Source organism: Paenibacillus flagellatus, assembly GCF_003217775.1.
Lineage (GTDB): Bacteria > Bacillota > Bacilli > Paenibacillales > NBRC-103111 > Paenibacillus_AB > Paenibacillus_AB flagellatus.
The window spans coordinates 455,525-476,270 of the sequence record NZ_QJVJ01000002.1; the positions used below are offsets into that span (position 1 = coordinate 455,525).

21 protein-coding genes and 1 other RNA gene are annotated in these 20,746 nt (G+C 59.6%); 14 read left to right on the forward strand and 8 right to left on the reverse strand.

Features of this window, described 5'->3' with window-relative positions; translation table 11 throughout:
* Positions 1-138: 138 nt before the first annotated feature.
* On the forward strand, positions 139-1,308 hold the full coding sequence (locus DLM86_RS05475) for an MFS transporter (protein WP_110838956.1): 1,170 nt from the start codon (positions 139-141) through the stop codon (positions 1,306-1,308).
* Between the two features lie 23 nt (positions 1,309-1,331).
* On the opposite strand, the gene DLM86_RS05480 is transcribed toward DLM86_RS05475, so the two are convergent.
* The 4 genes from DLM86_RS05480 to DLM86_RS05495 all read right to left on the reverse strand — a co-directional run bounded on the left by DLM86_RS05480 (position 1,332) and on the right by DLM86_RS05495 (position 4,063).
* The gene (locus tag DLM86_RS05480; RefSeq protein WP_425453939.1) at positions 1,332-1,520 is read right to left on the reverse strand and encodes a hypothetical protein; all 189 of its coding nucleotides are present in this window, start codon (positions 1,518-1,520) and stop codon (positions 1,332-1,334) included.
* A gap of 187 nt (positions 1,521-1,707) precedes the next feature.
* A complete protein-coding gene (locus tag DLM86_RS05485) occupies positions 1,708-2,538 on the reverse strand; it encodes a YitT family protein (protein ID WP_110838958.1) in 831 nt (276 codons plus the stop codon).
* 144 nt (positions 2,539-2,682) lie between these two features.
* Positions 2,683-3,504 (reverse strand): DUF4247 domain-containing protein, encoded by an 822-nt coding sequence (locus tag DLM86_RS05490; protein ID WP_110838959.1) that lies wholly within the window; start codon positions 3,502-3,504, stop codon positions 2,683-2,685.
* Between the two features lie 16 nt (positions 3,505-3,520).
* Entirely contained in the window at positions 3,521-4,063 is a 543-nt protein-coding gene (locus DLM86_RS05495; protein ID WP_110838960.1) for a DUF4178 domain-containing protein, read from the reverse strand.
* Positions 4,064-4,441: 378 nt separating this feature from the next.
* Between DLM86_RS05495 and cshA the strand changes: the two genes are divergently transcribed.
* From cshA to fsa, 4 genes are all read left to right on the forward strand, one after another.
* Positions 4,442-6,043 carry a degradosome RNA helicase CshA gene (gene cshA / locus DLM86_RS05500; RefSeq protein ID WP_110838961.1) on the forward strand — a complete coding sequence of 534 codons (1,602 nt, stop codon included), beginning with the start codon at positions 4,442-4,444 and terminating at the stop codon, positions 6,041-6,043.
* Between the two features lie 93 nt (positions 6,044-6,136).
* Positions 6,137-6,979 carry a YesL family protein gene (locus tag DLM86_RS05505; protein WP_110838962.1) on the forward strand — a complete coding sequence of 281 codons (843 nt, stop codon included), beginning with the start codon at positions 6,137-6,139 and terminating at the stop codon, positions 6,977-6,979.
* A gap of 115 nt (positions 6,980-7,094) precedes the next feature.
* Positions 7,095-7,279: non-coding RNA, 6S RNA (gene ssrS / locus DLM86_RS05510), on the forward strand.
* 118 nt (positions 7,280-7,397) lie between these two features.
* Complete coding sequence (gene fsa / locus DLM86_RS05515) at positions 7,398-8,057, forward strand: fructose-6-phosphate aldolase (RefSeq protein WP_110838963.1); 660 nt, start codon at positions 7,398-7,400, stop codon at positions 8,055-8,057.
* A 67-nt stretch (positions 8,058-8,124) separates the two neighbouring features.
* Here the strand turns inward: fsa and DLM86_RS05520 are convergent, their stop codons facing one another.
* Positions 8,125-9,012, reverse strand: coding sequence for an AraC family transcriptional regulator (locus tag DLM86_RS05520; protein WP_110838964.1), 888 nt, complete (start codon positions 9,010-9,012; stop codon positions 8,125-8,127).
* A gap of 173 nt (positions 9,013-9,185) precedes the next feature.
* Between DLM86_RS05520 and DLM86_RS05525 the strand changes: the two genes are divergently transcribed.
* The 6 genes from DLM86_RS05525 (at position 9,186) to glpX (ending at position 14,781) form a co-directional block, all read left to right on the forward strand.
* On the forward strand, positions 9,186-10,052 hold the full coding sequence (locus DLM86_RS05525; protein WP_342773053.1) for a sugar phosphate isomerase/epimerase family protein: 867 nt from the start codon (positions 9,186-9,188) through the stop codon (positions 10,050-10,052).
* 6 nt (positions 10,053-10,058) lie between these two features.
* On the forward strand, positions 10,059-11,060 hold the full coding sequence (locus tag DLM86_RS05530) for a Gfo/Idh/MocA family protein (RefSeq protein WP_110838965.1): 1,002 nt from the start codon (positions 10,059-10,061) through the stop codon (positions 11,058-11,060).
* 28 nt (positions 11,061-11,088) lie between these two features.
* Positions 11,089-11,799, forward strand: a complete 711-nt coding sequence (locus tag DLM86_RS05535; RefSeq protein ID WP_110838966.1) for a PIG-L deacetylase family protein — start codon at positions 11,089-11,091, stop codon at positions 11,797-11,799.
* A gap of 34 nt (positions 11,800-11,833) precedes the next feature.
* Entirely contained in the window at positions 11,834-12,784 is a 951-nt protein-coding gene (locus DLM86_RS05540; protein WP_110838967.1) for a sugar phosphate isomerase family, read from the forward strand.
* 117 nt (positions 12,785-12,901) lie between these two features.
* The gene (gene sleB, locus DLM86_RS05545) at positions 12,902-13,666 is read left to right on the forward strand and encodes a spore cortex-lytic enzyme (protein ID WP_425453940.1); all 765 of its coding nucleotides are present in this window, start codon (positions 12,902-12,904) and stop codon (positions 13,664-13,666) included.
* A 134-nt stretch (positions 13,667-13,800) separates the two neighbouring features.
* Positions 13,801-14,781: a class II fructose-bisphosphatase gene (gene glpX / locus DLM86_RS05550; RefSeq protein ID WP_110838968.1), complete on the forward strand. Its 981-nt coding sequence runs from the start codon at positions 13,801-13,803 to the stop codon at positions 14,779-14,781.
* 80 nt (positions 14,782-14,861) lie between these two features.
* Here the strand turns inward: glpX and DLM86_RS05555 are convergent, their stop codons facing one another.
* The 3 genes from DLM86_RS05555 to DLM86_RS05565 are packed head-to-tail and all read right to left on the reverse strand — an operon-like array spanning position 14,862 to position 17,829.
* Positions 14,862-15,788, reverse strand: coding sequence for a glycine betaine ABC transporter substrate-binding protein (locus DLM86_RS05555; protein ID WP_110838969.1), 927 nt, complete (start codon positions 15,786-15,788; stop codon positions 14,862-14,864).
* Between the two features lie 3 nt (positions 15,789-15,791).
* Positions 15,792-16,631 (reverse strand): ABC transporter permease, encoded by an 840-nt coding sequence (locus DLM86_RS05560; RefSeq protein ID WP_110838970.1) that lies wholly within the window; start codon positions 16,629-16,631, stop codon positions 15,792-15,794.
* Positions 16,609-17,829, reverse strand: a complete 1,221-nt coding sequence (locus DLM86_RS05565; protein ID WP_110838971.1) for a quaternary amine ABC transporter ATP-binding protein — start codon at positions 17,827-17,829, stop codon at positions 16,609-16,611. The genes DLM86_RS05560 and DLM86_RS05565 overlap by 23 nt, the downstream gene beginning before the upstream one ends.
* A gap of 289 nt (positions 17,830-18,118) precedes the next feature.
* Between DLM86_RS05565 and DLM86_RS05570 the strand changes: the two genes are divergently transcribed.
* The 3 genes from DLM86_RS05570 (at position 18,119) to fba (ending at position 20,663) form a co-directional block, all read left to right on the forward strand.
* Positions 18,119-18,679 carry a GbsR/MarR family transcriptional regulator gene (locus tag DLM86_RS05570; protein ID WP_110838972.1) on the forward strand — a complete coding sequence of 187 codons (561 nt, stop codon included), beginning with the start codon at positions 18,119-18,121 and terminating at the stop codon, positions 18,677-18,679.
* A gap of 213 nt (positions 18,680-18,892) precedes the next feature.
* Complete coding sequence (locus DLM86_RS05575) at positions 18,893-19,666, forward strand: DeoR/GlpR family DNA-binding transcription regulator (RefSeq protein WP_110838973.1); 774 nt, start codon at positions 18,893-18,895, stop codon at positions 19,664-19,666.
* 127 nt (positions 19,667-19,793) lie between these two features.
* Positions 19,794-20,663, forward strand: coding sequence for a class II fructose-1,6-bisphosphate aldolase (fba, locus tag DLM86_RS05580; protein WP_110838974.1), 870 nt, complete (start codon positions 19,794-19,796; stop codon positions 20,661-20,663).
* Positions 20,664-20,746 lie beyond the last annotated feature (83 nt).

The following is a 20,746-nucleotide window of genomic DNA, read 5'->3' on the forward strand; positions in this document are numbered from 1 at the left end:
GCAAGCTTCATTATAAGGGAACGAAAAGGGGAAGCACAGAGGAAGTTTGTAGGATTTTGTTGAAAGGCGGCGGCCCGATCGAGTAGGATTAAGGGGTGCCATCCTACGAGCATCGGCACCCGGAAGAGGACGACGGACATGAACAAGCAATTGGTCGCGGTTAAAGCCGCTTTATTCTCCTTTTATGCGCTACAGGCGGTTCTTTTGCCCTACTTGCCTATCTATTTCGAAATGAAAGGCTATACGCCGTTCCAGATCGGCTGGCTGATGAACGTAGGTCCGTTCGTGGCCATGTTCGCCCAGCCGGTATGGGGGTATTTGAGCGATAAAACGAATACGATCAAGCGGATCGTCGCCCTGCTCTGGCTGCTGACGATCGCGTCGAGCGTCGGCCTGTTTCTGTCCGGCACGTTCGGCGTCGCGTTCTGGTTCGTTATGCTGCTTTACTTTTTCATGTACCCTTCGATTCCGCTGCTCGACAGCTTGACGATGAAATCGATTCAAGGGACCGGCCGATCGTACGGCTCGGTCCGGACGTGGGGCTCGGCCGGCTTCACCGCCGTCGCGCTGCTGTCCGGCTATATGCTGGCTTGGATCGGCGGCATCGAGCGGATGGGGACGTTGTTCTGGTCGCTGTGGATCGTCCCGTTCGCCGCGCTGACGATGCTGCGCGACGAGCCGTCCAAAGGGACGGGAAGCGGAGCGGCGCCCGTGAACGTTCGCGATATCGGTACGCTGTTCCGCAGCGGTACGTTTCTTTGGTTTCTCGCCATGGTCATGCTCGTCTCGATTCCGCACCGGATGAACGACGTGCTGTTCACGCTCCACTTATCCGATCTCGGGGCGCCGAGCGCCTGGTTCGGTCTCGCCTGGGCGATCGCCTCGCTGAGCGAAATTCCCGCCTTCGCGCTGCTGGGCCGGAAGTTGTACAAATATCACGAGCTCGCCGTCCTTGCGCTGACCGCGCTCTTGTACGCGGTCCGCTGGCTCGCCTACGCGTGGATCGACGATCCCGCCGTGCTGATCGCGCTGCAAGCTTCGCACAGCATCACTTACGCGCTGTTCTGGATGGCGACGATCCAATACGTCGTCCGGCTCGTGCCGGAGGAGATGGGCTCGACCGGACAGGCGATCATCTCCGCCGTCTTCCTCGGCTTGGCCGGCCTGATCGGCGGCATCGCCGGAGGCTGGCTGAACCAGGAATGGGGAGGCGCCGGCATGTACGCGTTCGGCGCGGCGCTGTCCGCGGCCGCGGCGGTGCTGCTGCTCGTCACCCGCCAATACCGGAGAAAGCGCGGATTGGACTGAAAGCGAAAAAAAGACGCCGTCTCCTAATGGAGAAGGGCGTCTTTTTGATATTCGGAAATGCTGTGTTTCACGATATCCAACGCATCTTCCTGCTCCAGCGCCTCGAGCCCGTATCGGAGCACGATGTCGATGTCCAGCTCGGAAGATTTTAAGCAGGGGTACATGTCCGGCGTTAATTTCATGACAATCCTGGATAATTTGACCGTTTCCATGTGCATCACCTTTCCGCGCGTTTTTCGAATCGGTCTTGCGACGATCGGGAAACTAGACGAAAAGATATTCCCAGTTGAGCGTTCAAACCAGAACCTATGAAATTACAAGTCCATTATATCACATTCCGGGCCGGATCGGTTCGATTTATCCAATATTTTCAAAACCCAATTTTGGCACGAGCCGCAATCATTTGAGCTTGCGAAATTCGCCGATTACTTCCACCGTCTCGACGATGTTGACGAACGCCCTCGGATCGGTTTCTTTGACGATTTTGCGCAGCTCGGCCAGCTCGTAGCGGGTCGTTACCGTCATGAGCATATGGTGAGGGTTCTGGCTGTAGGCGCCTTCGGTCTGGATGAGCGTTACCCCTCGCGGGAGAAGGAGAAGACGCTGCCTCATTTCGTTTTTCGCCTGCGTGACGATGAACGCCGTCACTTTGATATGGCGGATATGGATCATGTCGACGATTTTGCCCGTGACGAATATCGAAAGCATCGAGCGGAGCGCCAAATCCCAATTCAGCACGTACCCGAGCGCCAGTATGACGGCGCCGTTCAAGCCGAACAGCATCGAGCCGAGAGGGAAGTCGCGGCGACGCGTCAATATCGAACCGACGATGTCGAAGCCTCCGGACGATCCGCCGAACCGGAGCGACAAGCCCGAGCCGAGGCCGATCAGCAGCCCGCCGAACACCGCCCCGAGAATCGGATCGGAATTGATCGATCGGACCGGAACGAGCTGCATGAACCAAGTCGTGAACAGGACCGACGCGACGCTGAGCACGATGAACCGGCGGCCGATGACGATCAGCCCCCAGACGAGAATCGGCAAATTGATCAGGAAATAGAGGATGCCGATATTCCAGCCGGTAAAATAGCCGATCATCATCGAGATGCCGGACAATCCTCCGCTCAGCAGCTGATGCGGGACGAGAAACAGATTAAACCCGGCGGCGATCAAGAGCGCCCCGAGCGCGATCACCGCGAAATCGACCAAATCGCGTGGTCGGATCATCATCGCATTCCCTCCGTTTCGGTAACAGTGTTCCACAAGGGAGCCCGGCGCAAACCCGGAGGAAGGCCGCCCGCGTCCGCGAGCCGGATCGGGGCGATCAAAAGGCGAAAAGTCCCGGCCTTCGGGGACGGGACTCTCGTGCGTTCGCTATCTTTTTTTGCTGCTGAAGCTGCCGGATCGGCTCGACGTTTTCGGCTTGGAAGACGATTTCGTCGACGGCGTCGACCCGTCGTTTTTGCGGACGCTGCCGGAGCTCGACGTCGACCAGCTGCCGCTCGATTTGCTCGATCCGGAAGAGCCGGAGGACGAGGAGGACGAGGAGGAGCTGCCGGTACTTGTCGACGACTTCCCGGATGACGAGCCGGACGAAGCGCTGCCGGACGACGAGCCGGTCGACGGCGTCGTTCCTTTGGAGCTGAACGATCCGGTCCGGTCGGTCGTCGTCGGCTTCTTCTCGTCGGTTGACGACGAAGACCCGGGACTGGCGCTCTTGCTCGGCACGGCGGTCGAGTACCCTTTGTACGGGTTCGAATATTTCTTGTAGCTCTTATCCCACCAATCCCCGCCGAATATCGACTGGACGAGCGTCGCGGTCAAATACCCTTCGAGAAAGGACGAGTCGTAATGCGATTTCGCGTACTCGATCGAATCGATCTCGATGAGCGTATTCGCCGCGTTCTCGGGGTTTTTCTGAAGATTGACGATCCGGTTGTCGTAGATCAGGAACATTTGATCCGGATCTTCCTTGCTCGTTTCCTGCGGCTTTTCCTGAGCGGCCAGCTCGCCTGCCACCTCGGGAACGGTTTTGCCTTCGGCCTCGTACACTTTGGCCGTCGTCTTGCCTTTGCCGTCCGCGCTGACGAGCGGATACGTATCTTTCACGTAGTTGGCCGCGTTGGCGCAGCCCGACATCAAGGCGACGACGAGCAGCATGCATATCCAGGCCGTCCAGCGGTTCCAACGTTTCATGCACGCTCACTCCGCTCTATGGTTTGGATTTCATGATCTTCACTTCGCCGGACGGGATGCGCGTTCCTTCCATGGCGATAAATTTTCCGTCCTGCCATTGCAGGAAAAAATGCCGGGTCTGGTCGGCGAAATAACGCCACACCATCACCTGATCGCCGCTGCGGAAATCGGTGTTGCCCTGCGTCTGCGTCCGGTCGGTACGGTGATGCTCGAGCTCGTAGGTGACGTTGCCGTCAACGTCGAGACGGGTCGGGACGTCGCTCGGATCGTCCAAGCCGCCTTCGAGAAAACGGCACATGAAGCAGTCGTAGCTCCGTCCCTTTTCCACAAGAAGACAGTGAATGTCCCGTCCGCTCTGCAAATAATAAGCGTACCGGTGAGGCGCGTATCCCGGGTCGGAATAAGCGACTTTGCCGGATATGACGTATTCTTCCAGATCCACCTGCGCGATATCGCCTACGGAGGCGCCCTCCAGCGGATGAATCGTCGATTGCGGGGACGGCTGCTGCGGTTCCTTGCGGCTGCGGATAATATTGCCGATTCGTTTGAAAATGGACATGTCATTCTCTCCTTTGGACACGAACGTCGCTTCATCGAGCTCTTTATCACTAAGTTATACGGCGGCGGGCCCGTTTGGTTTCGCGAATGTTGCCGTTCGTTCGATTCGTTCGGGAAGCTCGGCTGAAAAAGCTGGAAATCGGATATCGCATTGTGATACAATATAAAAGATATTCTTAAGTACGGCTGCGTTTGGATGAGTAGGCGATGGTTCCCCGCTCATACCTTTTTCTGGTCAAGAGATCCGCATATGATCCCGTATGAAACGGGTTAGAGGAAAGAGATACTAAACCATCGGATAGAAAAAGTCGCACTTAAGGGTAAATCCAAAAACAGCAGGGTTCCAGACGATACCCTAGGTAAAAGGAGTAGAAACAATTTGAAATTGTTCAGCGAGTTCGGCTTGGATGCGAAAGTAGTCCGGGCCATTACGGAAATGGGATTCGAGGAATCGACGCCGATCCAGGAGAAGACGATTCCGCTTGCCCTCGAGGGCAAAGATTTGATCGGCCAAGCGCAGACCGGTACCGGTAAGACGGCGGCGTTCGGCATTCCGCTCGTCAGCCGCATCGACCCTTCGGAAGAGCGGATCGTGGCGCTCATCATGTGCCCGACGCGCGAGCTGGCCATTCAGGTAGCGGAAGAAATCAGCAAGCTGGGCCGCTTCAAGGGCATTCGCTCGCTGCCGATTTACGGCGGGCAGGACATTGTCAAGCAAATTCGCGCCTTGAAGAAAAAACCGCAAATCATCATCGGCACGCCGGGACGGCTGCTTGACCATATTAACCGGAAGACGATCAAGCTCGACAACGTCAATACCGTCGTACTCGACGAGGCGGACGAAATGCTCGACATGGGCTTCATGGACGATATCCAGTCGATTTTGGAGCTGGTGCCGTCCGAGCGCCATACGATGCTGTTCTCCGCGACGATGCCGGAAAACATCAAACGTCTCGCCAAGCAGTTCCTGACCGACCCGGAGCACGTATCGGTCATTCCGAAGCAAGTTAGCGCCCCGCTCATCGCGCAATCGTATATCGAAGTGCACGAGAAGCAAAAATTCGACGCGCTGTGCCGTCTGCTCGACATGGAGTCGCCGGAGCTGGCGATCATTTTCGGCCGCACGAAGCGCCGCGTCGACGAGCTGTCCGAAGCGCTCCAGAAGCGCGGCTATTCCGCGGAAGGGCTTCACGGCGACCTGTCGCAAAATCAGCGCGACAACGTCATGCGCAAGTTCCGCGACGGCAGCATCGACGTGCTCGTGGCGACGGACGTCGCCGCACGGGGATTGGATGTCTCCGGCGTTACGCACGTCATCAACTTCGACCTGCCGCAAGACCCGGAAAGCTATGTGCACCGGATCGGCCGTACGGGCCGTGCGGGCCGCGAAGGCGCCGCTTGGACGTTCGTCACGCCGCGCGAAATCGACCATCTGCACTTCATCGAGCGCATTACGCGCCATCGCATTGCGCGCAAGCCGGTACCGAGCTTGGCCGAGGCGATCGAAGGCAAGCAGCGCGTAACCGCCGAGCGGATCATGGAGACGGTCAACGAAGACAATTACGCGGAATTCAAAGGCATCGCGATCCAGCTGCTGGAGCAGTACGATTCGGTTCAGCTTCTCGCGGCGGCGATGAAGCTGCTGACGGGTGACAAGAAGGAAGTCGCCGTCGAGCTTACGCCGGAGGAGCCGCTTCGCGCGAAAAAACGCCGTCCCGACGTGCGCAATTCGGGACGCAAAATGCCCGGCTCGTACGTACGCGACGGGCAAGGACGCGGAGGCCAAGGCGGCTACGGCCGCGACCGCGGCGGATACTCGTCCGGAGGACGTCGCGACAGCCGGGGCGGATACGGCGGTTACGGCGGCGGCGGCAGCCGCGAAGCGCGCGACGGCGACCGCGGGTACCGGGACGGCGACCGGGCGCCGCGCAAGTCGGACGACCGCAAGCCGAAAAACAACTCCGAGTTCGTCAACATTTGACCGAAGGGCCCGCCTTGCACAAGGCGGGCTTTTTTTTTGAATCTATAGTATAATAAGTCAGACAAGGACAAGGTTGCGAAGGAGGATGTCAGGTTGGAGTTTCGCGGATTAATGGGTGGGTTATACCGGATATCGGAATGGATCATGCGGCTTTCGGTCATCAACGTGCTTTGGGTGGTCTGTTCGATTCCGTTCTTTTACTTGATGCTGGCCGGCTTGATCGCCACCACGCAATCGCCCGAATATTTCAAGCAGGCGCTCGTGCTGGTCGCCATCGTTGCGCCGTTCACGCTGTTTCCGGCAACGGCCGCCATGTTCACCGTCGCCCGCAAATGGGTGACCGGCGACGAAGACGTTCCTCTGTTCAAGACGTATTTCCGCGGTTATAAAGAAAACTATTTGCAAAGCATGCTCGGCGGCATTTTGTTCGTCCTGCTGACGACGGTCATGTACGTAAACTATACGTTTTATTTGCGCCAGTCGGGAACGCTCAGCCTGCTGTCGATTTTGTTTATCGTGCTCGCCTTTTTGCTGATTGCGGCGATGTTCCACTTCTTCTCGATCATGGTTCATTTCCATATGAAGTTTTGGCAAATCATGAAGAACGCGTTCCTGATTACGATCGGCAACCCGGTCATGACGGTGCTGCTTCTCGTCTCGAACGGCGTCGTCGCCTACATCAGCGTGTATCATTTTACGTTTCTCATTCCGTTCTTCATGGGCAGCTTGATGGCTTACGCCTCGTTCTGGAACTTCTACCGCATTTTCGACCGGATGAAAACGCTGTCGGAGAAAAAGCAGCAGGAGGAAGAGGAGCGCGAGCAAGCCGAAGCCGAAGAGGACGGCCGTACCGACGATGCGGTCCAAGGCGGAAGCGGATCGTCGGTACGGACGGACGATCGGGAGGGGGACGCGGAGGACGGACGGAAATCTTGACCCGGAATGGCTTGCCGTCCCTGATCCGCCAAAAACAAGTTCACCGGCTCCGGTTTACTTTTGCCGCCGGAATGCCTATAATAGAAACAGGCAACAACCGAACGCAACGCAAACGAAAATCCTGCGATGTACGTTTCGATTCTCCTATTGTTTTGAACCAATGGATTGTTTCTAGGGAGCTCTACATTGCACGCCAGGCTGACACGCCCTCAAAAGGGGACTTCAAAACGGCGGCTGCGAGCACCCACCTGCGAGAGCGGGTTTGAAACAAGGGAATCGGACGGCATATGCGGGTTTTTTGTCGTTTTTCGCGGCATACTACCAAACGACTTGCGAAGATCCGGGACCTTTCGGACTTGACAAGGCGTCTCGCGAATGCGATTCTGTTATGGAAAAAACATACATAGGGGTGACGTTGATGAAAATCTTTATCGATACGGCCAACGTGGACGAAATTCGCGCCGCGTACGAGCTTGGCGTGCTCGGGGGCATTACGACGAACCCGTCGCTGATTGCGAAAGAAGGGAAAGATTTCTTCGCGACGTTGAAGGAAATTATCGGCATTGTCGGCGAAGAGCCTCCGATCAGTGCGGAAGTGATCAGCCTGCAAGCCGACGAAATGGTGGAGCAAGGGAAAAAGCTGGCCGCGATCAGTCCGAACATCGTCGTCAAGGTGCCGATGACGGTCGACGGCCTGAAAGCGACGAAGCGGCTCACCGATGCCGGCATCAAGACGAACGTCACGCTCATCTTCAGCTCGACGCAGGCGCTGCTCGCCTCCCGCGCCGGCGCGACGTACGTGTCGCCGTTCATCGGCCGGCTGGACGACATCAACCAGGTCGGGATGAACCTCGTCCGCGAGGTGAGCGATATTTTCCAAGTTCACAGCTTGCCGACGGAAATTATCGCGGCCAGCGTCCGCCATTCGGCGCACGTCATCGAAGCCGCTTTGGCCGGCGCGCATATCGCCACCGTGCCGTACAAGGTCATCGAGCAGATGACGAAGCATCCGCTGACGGATCAAGGCATCGCCAAGTTTACGGCGGATTGGGAAAGCGCGAAGCTGAGCAAGTTTTGAGGAGTAGCCGGTCTCGGAGACGAGGCCGGCTTTTTTATTTTTTTTGCGGATGGACCGGGGAACATTGTCAAAGCACCCTCGCCTTGACCGTCTTCGCGTATTCGCTGGGCGTCATGTCCTCGGCCTGCTTGAAATGGCGGGAGAACGTATGGATGCTGCTATAGCCCAGCGTCTCGGCGATTTCGGTCAAATTGCTGCGCTCCTCGCGAATCATCAGCTTCGCCCGCTCGATCTTCAAGCTTTTGTAAAACCTCATCACGCTATAATTGAGCTTTTCCTTGAACAGCTCGCTCAGGCGGGACGGCCCCACGTGGAGCCGGGCGCACAGCTCCTCCAGCGTCAGGCTGCCGCATACGTGTTCCTCCATGAAGGCGATCGCGCGCTTCATCAGCTCGTCGTCGCTGCGCTCCTTCGCGGCGGAGGAGAGCCGGCTCGTCGGCGCTTCGTAATCGCTTCTCGTCGCAAGTCCGAGCAGCAGCAGCTCGAGATGGAGCCGGAGCAGCTGCTCCGAGCCGAACGGGGCGTCGTCTCGCTTGATCAGATCGTGCACCCTCGGATGGTCGAAGGGAGGCTTATACGTCGCAAACCCGTGCTTCATGACGGTCGCCATCCAGTTGCGCTCCTGGTCGTTCAGACGGAACAGCTTGTTTTCGAAGCGCGACATCGGCTCGGAGACGCTTTCGAAGCAGACGACGATGACGTTCGGTCCGATTTTGCGGTTCGCCCAGACGGAGTGGAACTCGTTCGGCTTATGAAACAACAGCTCCCCCTGCTTCAGGACATAGCCGGCCCCATCGGCCATCACCTCGATTTCCCCTTTGTCCACGTACATCATTTCCCAAAAATCGTGCTTTTCGCCCTCAAAGAAAAAATCGTTGGCGAACTCGAAGTAATGAAGCGACACGAGATGCGTGACGCTGATCGTATCCGTTAGCGGGATTTTCACGAATTCCATGCGCTGTCCTCCGCCTTGCTCCGGTTTATCCCCATCATAGACAAATTCGGCCGGGCGGAAAAGAGAGGTGCGGAAAAACTGGCAAATTTTCCGAAACTTTCGGTAAAGATTTCGAACGCCTCTTTCCTTACGATGGTTGTATACGGTTCCAGAACCGAGAAAGGAGGGTGGCCATGAACGCAGGTTTGAAAAAGGGGATCAACCGTTGGTCGTTTCCCGACGACATGCCGGCCGCCGATTGCATCCGTCTGGCAAAGCGCGCCGGCTTCGACGGCATCGAGCTGGCGTTGGCCGAGTCGGGAGAGCTCAGTTTGGCGAGCGGTCCGGCGGAGATTGCGGCAATCAAGCGTATCGCGGACGACGTCGGGATCGCCATCCCGAGTCTGGCATCGGGGCTCGGCTGGAGCTACGGGCTGACGAGCGGGTCGAAAGCGACGCGGGATCAGGCGAGCGACATCGTCAAGCGGCAGCTGGAGGCGGCCGCCATGCTCGGAGCGGATACGATCCTGGTCGTGCCGGGAGCGGTGGGCGTCGACTTTATCCCCGGTGCGGAAGTGACGGAATATGACGTCGCGTACGACAATGCGGTCGAAGCGCTTCGCCGGCTCGCACCCTATGCGGAAGCGGCGAATGTATCGATCGGCGTCGAGAACGTATGGAACAAGTTTCTGCTGTCGCCGCTCGAAATGCGGACGTTTCTGGACGAAATCGGCTCGGCGTACGTCGGGGCTTACCTCGATGTCGGCAATACGGTGCTGTACGGCTACCCCGAGCACTGGATCAAGGTGCTGAACCGGCGCATCAAAAAGGTGCACTTCAAAGACTACCGCCGCGGCGGGGCCGGCCTGTCCGCCTTCGTCGATTTGCTCGCGGGCGACGTCGACTATCCGCTTGTGACGGCGAAGCTTGGCGAAATCGGGTATGCCGATTACGTCATCGCGGAAATGATTCCGCCCTACCGCCATTTCCCGGAGCGGATAATCTACAGCACGTCCGGAGCGATGGACGCGATATTGGGCCGAACGACCAACGGGAGGTAAGTGGAGATGATCAAAATCGGTTTGATCGGCGCTGGCTTCATGGGCTCGATGCACGCTTCCTGCTACGAAGCGCTTGCGGAACGGTACGATTTTCGCATCACGGCCGTAGCGGACGACGATCCGGAAAAGGCGGCGAACATCGCCGCCAAGTTCGGGGCCGCCGTCTACCCGTCCGGGGCGGCGCTAATCGCGGAGGGGGACGTCGATACGGTCGATATATGCTTGCCGACCTATCTCCATTTCGAAGCGGCCTCGGAGGCGGTGAAGAAGGGCTATAACGCGTTTATCGAGAAGCCGGTCTGCCTGAACGAAAGCGAAGCCGACCGTCTGCTCGCGCTGCAGCGGGAAACGGGCGCGAACGTGATGGTCGGTCAATGCATCCGGTTCTGGCCGGAATATCGGGAGCTCGCGCGTCTCGTCCGCGACAACGCGTACGGACCGGTCCGCTCCGGCGTCTTCAGGCGAATCAGCCCCCGACCGGGCTGGGCTTGGCGCGATTGGCTGCACGAGGCGGACAAAAGCGGTTCGGCGGCGCTCGATCTGCACGTGCACGACGTCGATTTCGTCCGCTCGCTGTTCGGCGAACCGGATTCGCTGAAGGCGGAAATCGTCCGCCAAGACGGCTTGAACGCGCATATTTTCAGCTTGTACCGGTACGGCGATGCGGTCGTGACGCTCGAAGGCGGCTGGGACAATCCGGAAAATTTTCCGTTCGAAATGGCGTACCGGGTCCGGTTCGAGCGGGCGACCGCCGTTTTCAGCTCGGCGTCCCAACCGACGCTGCGCATTTACGAGAACGGCGGTGCCGTCGTCGAGCCGGCGATGGACGGCTTCGCGGGAGCGGCCGACGGTCCGGAAGGAGGCAACATTTCCAGCTTGGGCGGGTACTATAACGAGCTCGCCTATTTCCTCGATTGCTTGACCGCAGGGCGGCCGATCAGGGAGTCGACGCTTCAGGACGGATGCGACTCGCTGCGCCTGACGCTGCGCGCGGTCGCTTCCGCGTAAACGAGTGGAAAGAAAGGAGCTGCCGCATATGAACGTACTGGCCATCGCGTGTCATCCGGACGATCTCGAAATCGGCTGCGGCGGAACGTTGGCGAAATACGCCGCGCTCGGAGCCGCCGTCACGATGGTCCATGTCGCAAACGGCGACAAGGGCCATAAGGTGATCGAGCCGGCGGAGCTCCGGCTGCTGCGCGCCCAAGAAGCGCAAGCGTCGGGCGCGCTCATCGGCGCGACCGTTGTCAGTTTGGATGTGCCCGACCTGAAGGTCAAGTCCGACGAGGACGAGCTCGTTCGCAAGCTGGTCGCCGTCATTCGGCGGACGAAGCCGGACGTCATCATCACGCATCCGCCTGAAGATTACATGAAGGACCATATGGAGGTTTCGAAGGCGGTGTTCGACGCCAGCTTTTCGGCGACGGTGCCGCATTACGAGGCCGACGAGCCGGCACCGCCGGACATCAAGGCGGCGCCGATCTATTACATGGATACGCTGGCCGGAGTCGGATTTTTGCCGACCGAATACGTGGACATCAGCGACCAGATCGAGACGAAAATCCGGATGAACGCCGCACACGAAAGCCAAATCAAATGGCTGTACGAGCATGACGGCATCGACTTCCTCGACTTCGTCCGGACGGTTTCCAAGTTTCGCGGGCTGCAGTGCGGCGTCGCGTATGCGGAAGGATTCGTGCAGTGCCGATCGTGGCCGCGGCTGACGACGGCCCGCTTGCTCCCTTGACGGGAGCGGGCGACGTCACTTTTGGGGGTGCGAAATGAATTTTATTATGACGGTAGAAGGCTCGATGCTGGAAGGGTTTTACCCCGCGGGGTGGGATATGGACCGAATCGACCGGTGCTGCGCGCACGAGCCGGAGGCGATCGGCGAGCGCCAGCCGTTTTGGCATCGCGATTTTGCGCCTGTCGTCTGCGACAGCGTGTCCGATTTCGATATGATGATGGGACACGAGATCGCGCTTCATATTCGACGGACGCGGGAGGAAGGGAGAAAGCTGGCGATCATCCTCCCGGTCGGCCCGATGGGGATGTACAAGTGGGCCGTCTATTTTCTCCGCGAGTGGAACGTCGGCTGCGGTCACGTGCACGGCTTCAATATGGACGAATGGAGCGACGCGGAAGGGCGGACGCTCGAGCCGTCCAATCCGGGGGCGTTTCAGTACGCGATGGAGCTGGCGTTTTACGGGCCGCTCGGGGCATTGACGGTTCCCGAAAGCCAGCGCCATTTCGCGACCAAGACGATGCTGCCCGCCTACGTGGACAACATCGCGGCATTGAAGGCGGACGGAGCGGAGCTGATTACGGTGTTCGGCATCGGCCGGATGCTGCACATCGCGTTCTGGGAGCCGCATTTCGCCGGGGAGTTCGCGAGCGAGGACGAGTGGCGCCAAGCACCGTACCGGATCGGCGCGAAGCTGCATCCGCTGACGATCGAGCAAAACGCCATAACGAGCTTCAAAAGCCGGACGACGCTCGTCCCGTGCCGGGCGAACACGATCGGCCCGGGGCTGTTCCTTCAGTCCGACCGGATTATCGGCGGCTGCGACGGAGCGCTCGGGCGGGGCATGCAATGGCAAGGAATGTCGCTTTGGATCACGCTGAGGCACGGCCCGGACATGTGGCTTCCGTCGACGTACATGCCGACGCTTCCGGGCAAGCTGTTTTACTTGCGGGAGCTGGCCGGTCCGCTCGTCGCGGAATGCAACTGACGTCGGACGGCGAGAGGAAGGCCAATGCCCGGCCGACAATCGAATAGAAACGCCGGAACACCTTCATACTAACTACAAAGCTGGCACGATCAGCCTATGTTGGAGGAGGTGTTCGTCATGATGTCGAGGAAGGGCTGGAAACCGTTCGCGGCCGCCGTTGCGGTCGCCGCTCTGTTGATCGCCGTTTTCGCCGTACGGGACCCGCAATCGTCGCCTTCGTTCAGCGACCAGACGGTCCTTTACGGGTCGACCGGCTCGGACGTGTACGAGCTGCAGGGCAGGCTCGCCTACCTGGATTACTACCGGGGTAAAATCGACGGCGTCTTCGGTTGGCAGACGGACCGGGCGGTCCGCGATTTCCAGTACAAGTTCGGCATGCAGGTGGACGGAGTCGTCGGCGCCAAAACGAAGCTGATGTTATGGAAAGCGACGCAAAGCTGGACGCCGGGAGCGACCGGCGGAGGCGGCGGGGGTGGCGGAGGCGGAGGCGGAGGAGGAGGAGGCTGGACAGGCCCCGTCTCGGAATTCAGCGAGGGAGATATCGCGTTGATGGCCAGGGCCGTGTACGGGGAGGCGAGGGGCGAGCCGTACACCGGGCAAGTGGCGATCGCCGCCGTCATCCTGAACCGGGTGCGGAGCGCATCGTTTCCGAATACGGTATCCGGCGTCATTTTTCAGCCCGGCGCCTTCACGGCCGTCGCGGACGGGCAAATCTGGCTCGAGCCGAACGCCACGGCGTACGGCGCGGTTCGAGACGCGGTCAACGGCTGGGACCCTTCGGGCGAAGCGCTCTATTACTTCAATCCCGATACGGCGACCTCCGCCTGGATCTGGTCGAGGCCGCAAATCAAAAGGATCGGACGTCATATTTTTTGCAAGTAGCGTAATAGGAGACGATAGCTCTTCATTGTAGTGTGGCGTAATGGCGGAATGTAATCTCATATTGACACACTAATAAGGATTAATGATACAATATTCAGAGAGGAGAGATTCGTTACAGAAGGGGAGACGGCAACATGGAGAGAGAGCTGGCGCTCGAAGTCGTGCGCGTAACCGAAACGGCGGCATTATCCGCGGCGCAATGGATGGGCAGAGGGAAGAAAAACGAAGCGGACGCGGCCGCGACGACGGCGATGCGGATGATGTTCGATACCGTTTCGATACGGGGAACGGTCGTCATCGGCGAAGGCGAGATGGACGAGGCGCCGATGCTCTATATCGGCGAACAGGTCGGCAGCATGCAAGGACCGGAAGTCGACGTGGCCGTCGACCCGCTGGAAGGAACGAACATCGTGGCGCGCGGGCTCGACAACGCCATCTCGGTGCTGGCGATCGCGGGGAAAGGCAACCTGCTCCACGCGCCCGACATGTATATGGAGAAGCTCGCCGTCGGCCCAGCGCTCGCGGGCAAAGTCGACATCGACGCGCCGATCGAGGAGACGCTCAAGATCGTCGCCGCCGAGCTGCGCAAAAACTTGAGCGAGCTGACGGTCATGATGCTCGACCGCGAACGTCACGAGACGATCGTGCGGAGCCTGCGCAAGGTCGGCGTCCGCATCAAATTTATTACCGACGGCGACGTGGCGGGGGCGATCGCGCCGGCGATGCCGGAAAGCGGCATCGATTTGTTCGTCGGCTCCGGCGGCGCGCCCGAGGGCGTATTGGCGGCAGCGGCGCTAAAATGTTTGGGCGGCGAGCTGCAGGGCCGGCTCATGCCCGGCAACGCCACCGAATACCAGCGGTGCGTCGACATGGGGCTGCAAGATCCGTACAAGGTGCTCACCATGGACGATATGGTCGGGCGCGACGACGTCATTTTCGCGGCGACGGGCGTCACGCCCGGCAGCTTTCTGGACGGCGTCCGGTATTTGCCTGGCGACCGGGCGGAGACGCATTCGCTCGTCATGCGGGCGAAGACGCGCACGGTCCGGCACATCCGCGCGCTGCACTATTTGCCGAACAAGCATATCGTCAGCGTGGCGGCGGAAGGGAAATAACACAATCGCCGACGATAGAAAAAGCCTTCGAAACCGTACTTGGTACGGAATCGAAGGCTTTTTCTGCAGACAGCGTGTTGTTACTTGTTGAGATCTTCGATCGACGAGAGGTCGACATAGGCCGGTACGACAAGCCCGGTTTTCGTCCCGCTCAAGTTCGGGCCGAGGTCCTCGACCTTGTCTTTATACTTGCTCCAATAATCGGCATGCGTCGTCGGAAGCCAAGCCGCCACCATCGCGTCGGTGTCGCCGCCCGCCACGCCGGCCCACATCGGCCCCGCTTCGACCTGCAGGGCGGTGACCTTGTAGCCGAGCTTGCTTTCCAGGACGTACTTTACGACGTTCGTGCTGGCGATCTCCGAATCCCACGCGACGTAGCCGAGCTTCAACGACTGGCCGTCCGCTTGGGCGGCCCCGCTCACCCAGCCTTCCACCTTCGCCGCGTTCGCGTCCACCCATTGCTTGGCCGCCTCCTCCGGCTTCTTGCCCTCCTGAATGGCGGACATGACGGCGGCCATATCGTCCGGCGTCCATTCGAACCGGTCCAACACCTGGTACGCGGAAGGCTGGTCCGTCTTCAGCCCGAGTCGTACGACCGTATGGATGCTCTCTTCGCCGCCGAAGGCGTTTTTCGGATCGGCCAAATATTTCAAGTCGTACTTGGCGAACATCCAGTGCGGCGTCCATCCGGTCACGATAATCGGCTTCTTCTCCTTGATCGCTTTGTCGAGAGCGGCCGTCATCGCCGCCGACGAGCCTTCGACGAGCTTCCAGCCGTCGAGGCCGTACGCCTCGATCGCTTGATTCGCCGATTTCATGATGCCGGCGCCGGGATCAATGCCGACGATTTGGCGTTTGACTTGCTCGGCGACGGATTTCGCGCTTCCCGCCCCCGCCTCGGCGGAGCCTCCCGAAGAAGCTTCCGAGCCGGAGCAGCCGGCCAGCGCCGCCGCGAGCGCGAGGACGGCCAGCAGCGCAACACGTTTTTTCGTTCGGTTCGGTTTCATCGGTTACATTCCTCTTTTCCGTTCGGATTTCATCATTCGCTGCGTAAAGCGATCCAGGATGATCGCGACGATGACGACGGCGAGTCCGGCTTCGAAGCCTTCGCCGATTTTGATTTGCGTGACGGCCCGGTAAACGGAGGCGCCGACGCCCTGCGCGCCGATCATCGAAGCGATGACGACCATCGACAGCGACAGCATGATCGTCTGGTTGACGCCCGCCATGACGGTCGGCCAAGCGAGCGGCAGCTCGACCTTCAGCAGCTTCTGCGTCGAGGTCGAGCCGAAGGCGTCGGCCGCCTCCGACAGCTCGCCGGGCACTTGGCGAATGCCGAGATGCGTCAGCCGAATCGTCGGCGGAACGGCGAAGACGACCGAGGCGATGACGCCGGGTACGACGCCGAGGCCGAAAAACATGACGGCCGGTATCAGGTAGACGAACGCCGGCATCGTCTGCATGAAGTCAAGTGCGGGCGTGACGATCCGCGCCGCCGTCTTGCTTCGCGAGCATAGGATGCCGAGCGGGATGCCGAGCACGATGGAGATGAAGGCGGATGAAAGGACGAGCGCCAGCGTATCCATCGTTTCGTCCCAAAAGCCCAAATTGACGATTGCGTACAAGCCGACGGCGGTCAGAGCGGCCATTCTCCATTTCCCGAGCCAAAAGCCGATGGCGGCGACGATCGCGATAAACAGAAGCGGATGCGGCGCGTGGAACACGGCGGCGAACGCTTCGACGAGCCCGTTGATCAGAAGCGACAGCGCGTCGAACAAGCCGGACAGATGGTCCACGAGCCAGTCGACCAGCGCTTCGATCCACCGGTCAAGCGGTAGTTTCGGGAGCATTCGCGGTCACCTCCGTTCCGGGAATTTGTCCGGCCAGCGCGCCGAGAACGGCACCGCGTACGATGACGCCGACGAGCCGGTTCGAATCGCCGACGACTGCGACCGGAAGCTTGGACGTGCCGCAAATTTCGAACAAGTCGTTCAGCAGCGTATCCGGCTTCACCTGCGGCACGTCCCGGATGACGATATCGGCGAGCGGTTTGTTCGCGCGAGCGGCTTCCGCCGCATCCTCCGCCGTCAGGACGCCGATCAGCGTCTGCGAGCGGTCGACGACGAACAAGTTCGAGATGCCCCGTTCGCGCATAAGCTGCAGGGCGACGCGGGGACCGCGGTCCGGTCCGATCGCTTCCGGGCGCCGCATGACGTGCTCGGCCGTCAGCACCTTGGACAAGTCGACGTCCTCGACGAATCGCTCCACGTACGAGTTGGCCGGATTGATCATAATTTCCTCCGGCGTGCCGACCTGGACGACGGCGCCGTCCCGCATGAGGGCGATCCGGTCGCCGATGCGAAGCGCTTCGTCCAAATCGTGCGTGATGAACACGATCGTTTTCCTCATCTTTTCCTGCAGCTCCAGCAGTTCGTCCTGCATGCTGCGCCGAATGAGCGGGTCGAGGGCGCTGAACGCCTCGTCCATGAGCAGAATGTCCGGATCGTTCGCAAGCGCCCGGGCCAAGCCGACGCGCTGCTGCATGCCGCCGCTCAGCTCGTCGGGCATCCGGTCGCCCCATTCGCCGAGTCCGACGAGCTCGAGCGCGCGGCGCGCTTTTTCCGCACGCTCTTGCTTGGCGATCCCTTGCACTTCCAGGCCGAACTCCGCGTTGGCGAGGACGGTGCGGTGGGGGAGCAGGGCGAATTTTTGGAAAACCATGCCGATCGTCTTGCGCCGAAGCTCCCTCAGCTCAGCCGGGCTCATATCCGTCAAGCTTTCGCCGCGGATCAGGATGTCGCCCGCCGTCGGCTCGATCAGCCGATTCAGCATGCGGACAAGCGTCGATTTGCCGCTGCCCGACAGCCCCATAATGACGAAAATTTCCCCCTCTTCGATCGTCAGACTGACCCGGTTCACGCCGAGGACGAGCTGCTTTTCTTTCGCGAGCCGCTCCTTCGTCCAGCCTTCCTCCAGCAGCTTGACCGCCGCATGGCGCGGAACGGCTCCGAACAGCTTGCTCACGTCTTTCAACTCGATCATAGGCATTGCCTTCACCTCGTTTCTCCTGGAGTCCGAATCGTTACCCGTCCTATTGTATCGATGATTCGCCCAATAATCAACAGAAAAAACTTTATAAAAAGAACGTACAGAAAAAACTGTACAAAGTTTACTCCCGTATGCTCGGTCGTTCTCCTTGATCCGACCCGATCCGATTCTTTACTTTCGGAATCGATTTTTTTATAATATCAGCAGCACGGACCGCGAGAGACAAGCCTCTTGACGCGCTTATCCGGAGACACGGCATGAGCCGGCAAGAAGTGAGGAGGACGAAACGATGCAACCGTTCGACGCGTTGTCCGAGCAGCATCGGGATGCGATATTGAAAGCCCGCAAGCGAGTGATCGAAGCGATCGGTAAAAATATGGACTTGTACGGCGTTACGTTATCGGTCGGTCATTTATACGGAATGCTGTTCTTCTCGGAGAAGCCGATGACGCTCGACGAGATGGGCAGGGAGATGGAAATGAGCAAGACGAGCATGAGCACGGGCGTCCGGATGCTGCTCGATTTGAAGATGGTCAACAAGGTATGGGAGAAAGGCGCGCGCAAAGATTTGTACGAGGCCGAATCGGACTGGCACCAGACGTTCGCCGACTATTTCGCGATCGAATGGCGGAAGGCGGTGGAGGCGAACGTCGGCGCGCTCAACAAGTCGGCGGCCGAGCTTCGCAGGCTGAAGGAGCAGACGGACGGGGAGGAGTCGCTGCACGCCGTCCTGGACAGGGATTTGGAGAAAATCGAAGGAGCGCTCGCTTATTACCGCTGGCTGGACCGCTTCATCGATACGCTCGAATCCGGCCGGATTTACGAGCTCGTCCCGAAAGACGAACCTTGATCGATAGTCGCGCGCGTTCGCGCGAACGAACCGCAACGATTCCCCGGCGATCCGGGGCGGCGTTGCGGTTTTTCGCATACCGGCGGGCAGTTGGCGTATGGCGACGCCGCGTGGTACACTGGATTGGAAACGATCACAAACGAACTGGAACAAAAGGAAAAGTACGAAGCGTCTTACAGAATACTGTAGCGAGACGTCGGCGGGAGGATAAGCATGTTTGCGGAAGAACGGTATGTACGCATTATGGAAGTCGTCAATCGGGTCGGCAAGGCTACGGTCGCCGAGCTGAGCGATGCGCTAGGCGTATCGCCGGTGACGGTGCGACGGGATCTCGAGAAGCTGGAGGAGAAGGAGCTGCTGCTCCGGACGCACGGCGGCGCGATGGCGCTCCATTCGCGGGTGAGCGAGGTCGCTCACGAGAAGTCGTTTTCGGAGAAGGAGGAGGCGCTTGCCGCCGAGAAGGAGCGGATCGCGGAAGCGGCCGCGAAGCTCGTGCAGGACGAGGATGCGGTGCTGCTGACGGCCGGCACGACGAATATGATGCTGGCCAAAAAGCTCGCCGGCAAAAAAGGGCTCAAGGTCGTCACGAACGCGGCCAACATCGCCGTCCAAATCGGCCATTACGCCGATTTCGAAGTGATCTTGATCGGCGGGAAGCTGCGGCCCAAATCGTACGCCCTCGTCGGGCCGCTCGCCGAGCGCGCGCTTGCGAACATCCGGGTGGACAAGCTGTTTCTCGGCGTCGACGGCTTCGATTTGAACGAAGGGCTGACGACGCCGAACTTGTCCGAAGCGAATATGGACCGCGGCATGATCTCGATCGCCAAGGAAGTGATCGTCGTCGCCGACCATAGCAAGTTCGGTCGCGTCTTCTTTTCCCATGTCGCCCCGCTATCGGTCGTCCATACGGTCGTGACGGACCGGCAGCTGGACGAGCGGACGTGCGACCAAATCCGCGATCTCGGCATTCAGTTGATCGTGACGTGAGAGGGACGTTTTCCGGCGCCGCGGGCAAAAAAGTGTTTGTCACGCGAAAAAGGATCGGCTACAATAGAAAAAGAAACGAAACGAAACCAAATACTCAAAAAAGCAACCGATCCGGGAGGAATCATTCATGCCATTAGTATCTTCGACACCGATGCTCCAAGCCGCTCGCGCCGGCGGCTATTGTATCGGCGCCTTCAACGTGCACACGCTCGAAATGCTGCAAGCGGTCGTCGAAGCGGCCGTCGAGACGGAGTCGCCGCTCATCATCCAATCGACCGTCGGCACGGTCAAGCATCTCGGGCCGGAATATATCGCGGCGGCCGCGACGGTGGCGTCCAACCTGAACCCGCGCATTCCGATCGCGCTGCATCTCGATCATTGCACCGAGTTCGACCTGATCGTCCGCTGCATCCGCGCGGGGTATACGTCGGTCATGATCGACGCCTCCCATTCGCCGTTCGACGATAACGTCGCCCAGACGAAGCGGGTCGTCGAGGTGGCGAAGCCGGCCGGCGTCAACGTGGAAGCGGAGCTCGGCAAAGTCGGCGGCGTCGAGGACGATATCGTCGTGGCCGACAACGAGGCGCTTATGGCCGATCCGGACGAATGCGCCGCGTTCGTCGAGCTGACCGGCGTTCCGACGCTGGCGCCGGCGATCGGCACCGCGCACGGCATTTACAAGGGCGAGCCGAAAATCGACTTCGACCGGATCGGACGGATCGCGTCCAAGGTCGACGTTCCTCTCGTGCTGCACGGCGGCTCGGGTATTCCGGAGGAGCAGGTGCGCCGGTGCGTCGCGCTCGGCATGGCCAAGATGAACGTCGCCACGGAGCTTCGCATCGTATTCTCGGACGCGATCAAGGCGGTATTCGCGCAAAACCCGGACGAGAACGATCCACGCAAATATATGGTGCCGGCCAAAAAGGCGCTCAAGGAAGCGGCGATCGAAAAAATGCGCCTGTGCGGCAGCTTCGGCAAAGCGAACGATTTCCGGTAATCGGCCGATTCGGAGAATGGAAGGGAGGCCGCTCTCGAGGCGGCTTCCTGCATTCACCGGTCGCAATTATTTTATCCTTACAA

Coding starts and splice junctions, on each gene's coding strand:
- DLM86_RS05475 (WP_110838956.1), top strand. CDS start 139: ATGAACAAGCAATTGGTCGCGGTTAAAGCCGCTTTATTCTCCTTTTAT.
- DLM86_RS05480 (WP_425453939.1), bottom strand. CDS start 1,520: ATGGAAACGGTCAAATTATCCAGGATTGTCATGAAATTAACGCCGGAC.
- DLM86_RS05485 (WP_110838958.1), bottom strand. CDS start 2,538: ATGATGATCCGACCACGCGATTTGGTCGATTTCGCGGTGATCGCGCTC.
- DLM86_RS05490 (WP_110838959.1), bottom strand. CDS start 3,504: ATGAAACGTTGGAACCGCTGGACGGCCTGGATATGCATGCTGCTCGTC.
- DLM86_RS05495 (WP_110838960.1), bottom strand. CDS start 4,063: ATGTCCATTTTCAAACGAATCGGCAATATTATCCGCAGCCGCAAGGAA.
- fsa (WP_110838963.1), top strand. CDS start 7,398: ATGAAAATCTTTATCGATACGGCCAACGTGGACGAAATTCGCGCCGCG.
- DLM86_RS05520 (WP_110838964.1), bottom strand. CDS start 9,012: ATGGAATTCGTGAAAATCCCGCTAACGGATACGATCAGCGTCACGCAT.
- DLM86_RS05525 (WP_342773053.1), top strand. CDS start 9,186: ATGAACGCAGGTTTGAAAAAGGGGATCAACCGTTGGTCGTTTCCCGAC.
- DLM86_RS05530 (WP_110838965.1), top strand. CDS start 10,059: ATGATCAAAATCGGTTTGATCGGCGCTGGCTTCATGGGCTCGATGCAC.
- DLM86_RS05535 (WP_110838966.1), top strand. CDS start 11,089: ATGAACGTACTGGCCATCGCGTGTCATCCGGACGATCTCGAAATCGGC.
- DLM86_RS05540 (WP_110838967.1), top strand. CDS start 11,834: ATGAATTTTATTATGACGGTAGAAGGCTCGATGCTGGAAGGGTTTTAC.
- sleB (WP_425453940.1), top strand. CDS start 12,902: ATGATGTCGAGGAAGGGCTGGAAACCGTTCGCGGCCGCCGTTGCGGTC.
- glpX (WP_110838968.1), top strand. CDS start 13,801: ATGGAGAGAGAGCTGGCGCTCGAAGTCGTGCGCGTAACCGAAACGGCG.
- DLM86_RS05555 (WP_110838969.1), bottom strand. CDS start 15,788: ATGAAACCGAACCGAACGAAAAAACGTGTTGCGCTGCTGGCCGTCCTC.
- DLM86_RS05560 (WP_110838970.1), bottom strand. CDS start 16,631: ATGCTCCCGAAACTACCGCTTGACCGGTGGATCGAAGCGCTGGTCGAC.
- DLM86_RS05565 (WP_110838971.1), bottom strand. CDS start 17,829: ATGCCTATGATCGAGTTGAAAGACGTGAGCAAGCTGTTCGGAGCCGTT.
- DLM86_RS05570 (WP_110838972.1), top strand. CDS start 18,119: ATGCAACCGTTCGACGCGTTGTCCGAGCAGCATCGGGATGCGATATTG.
- DLM86_RS05575 (WP_110838973.1), top strand. CDS start 18,893: ATGTTTGCGGAAGAACGGTATGTACGCATTATGGAAGTCGTCAATCGG.
- fba (WP_110838974.1), top strand. CDS start 19,794: ATGCCATTAGTATCTTCGACACCGATGCTCCAAGCCGCTCGCGCCGGC.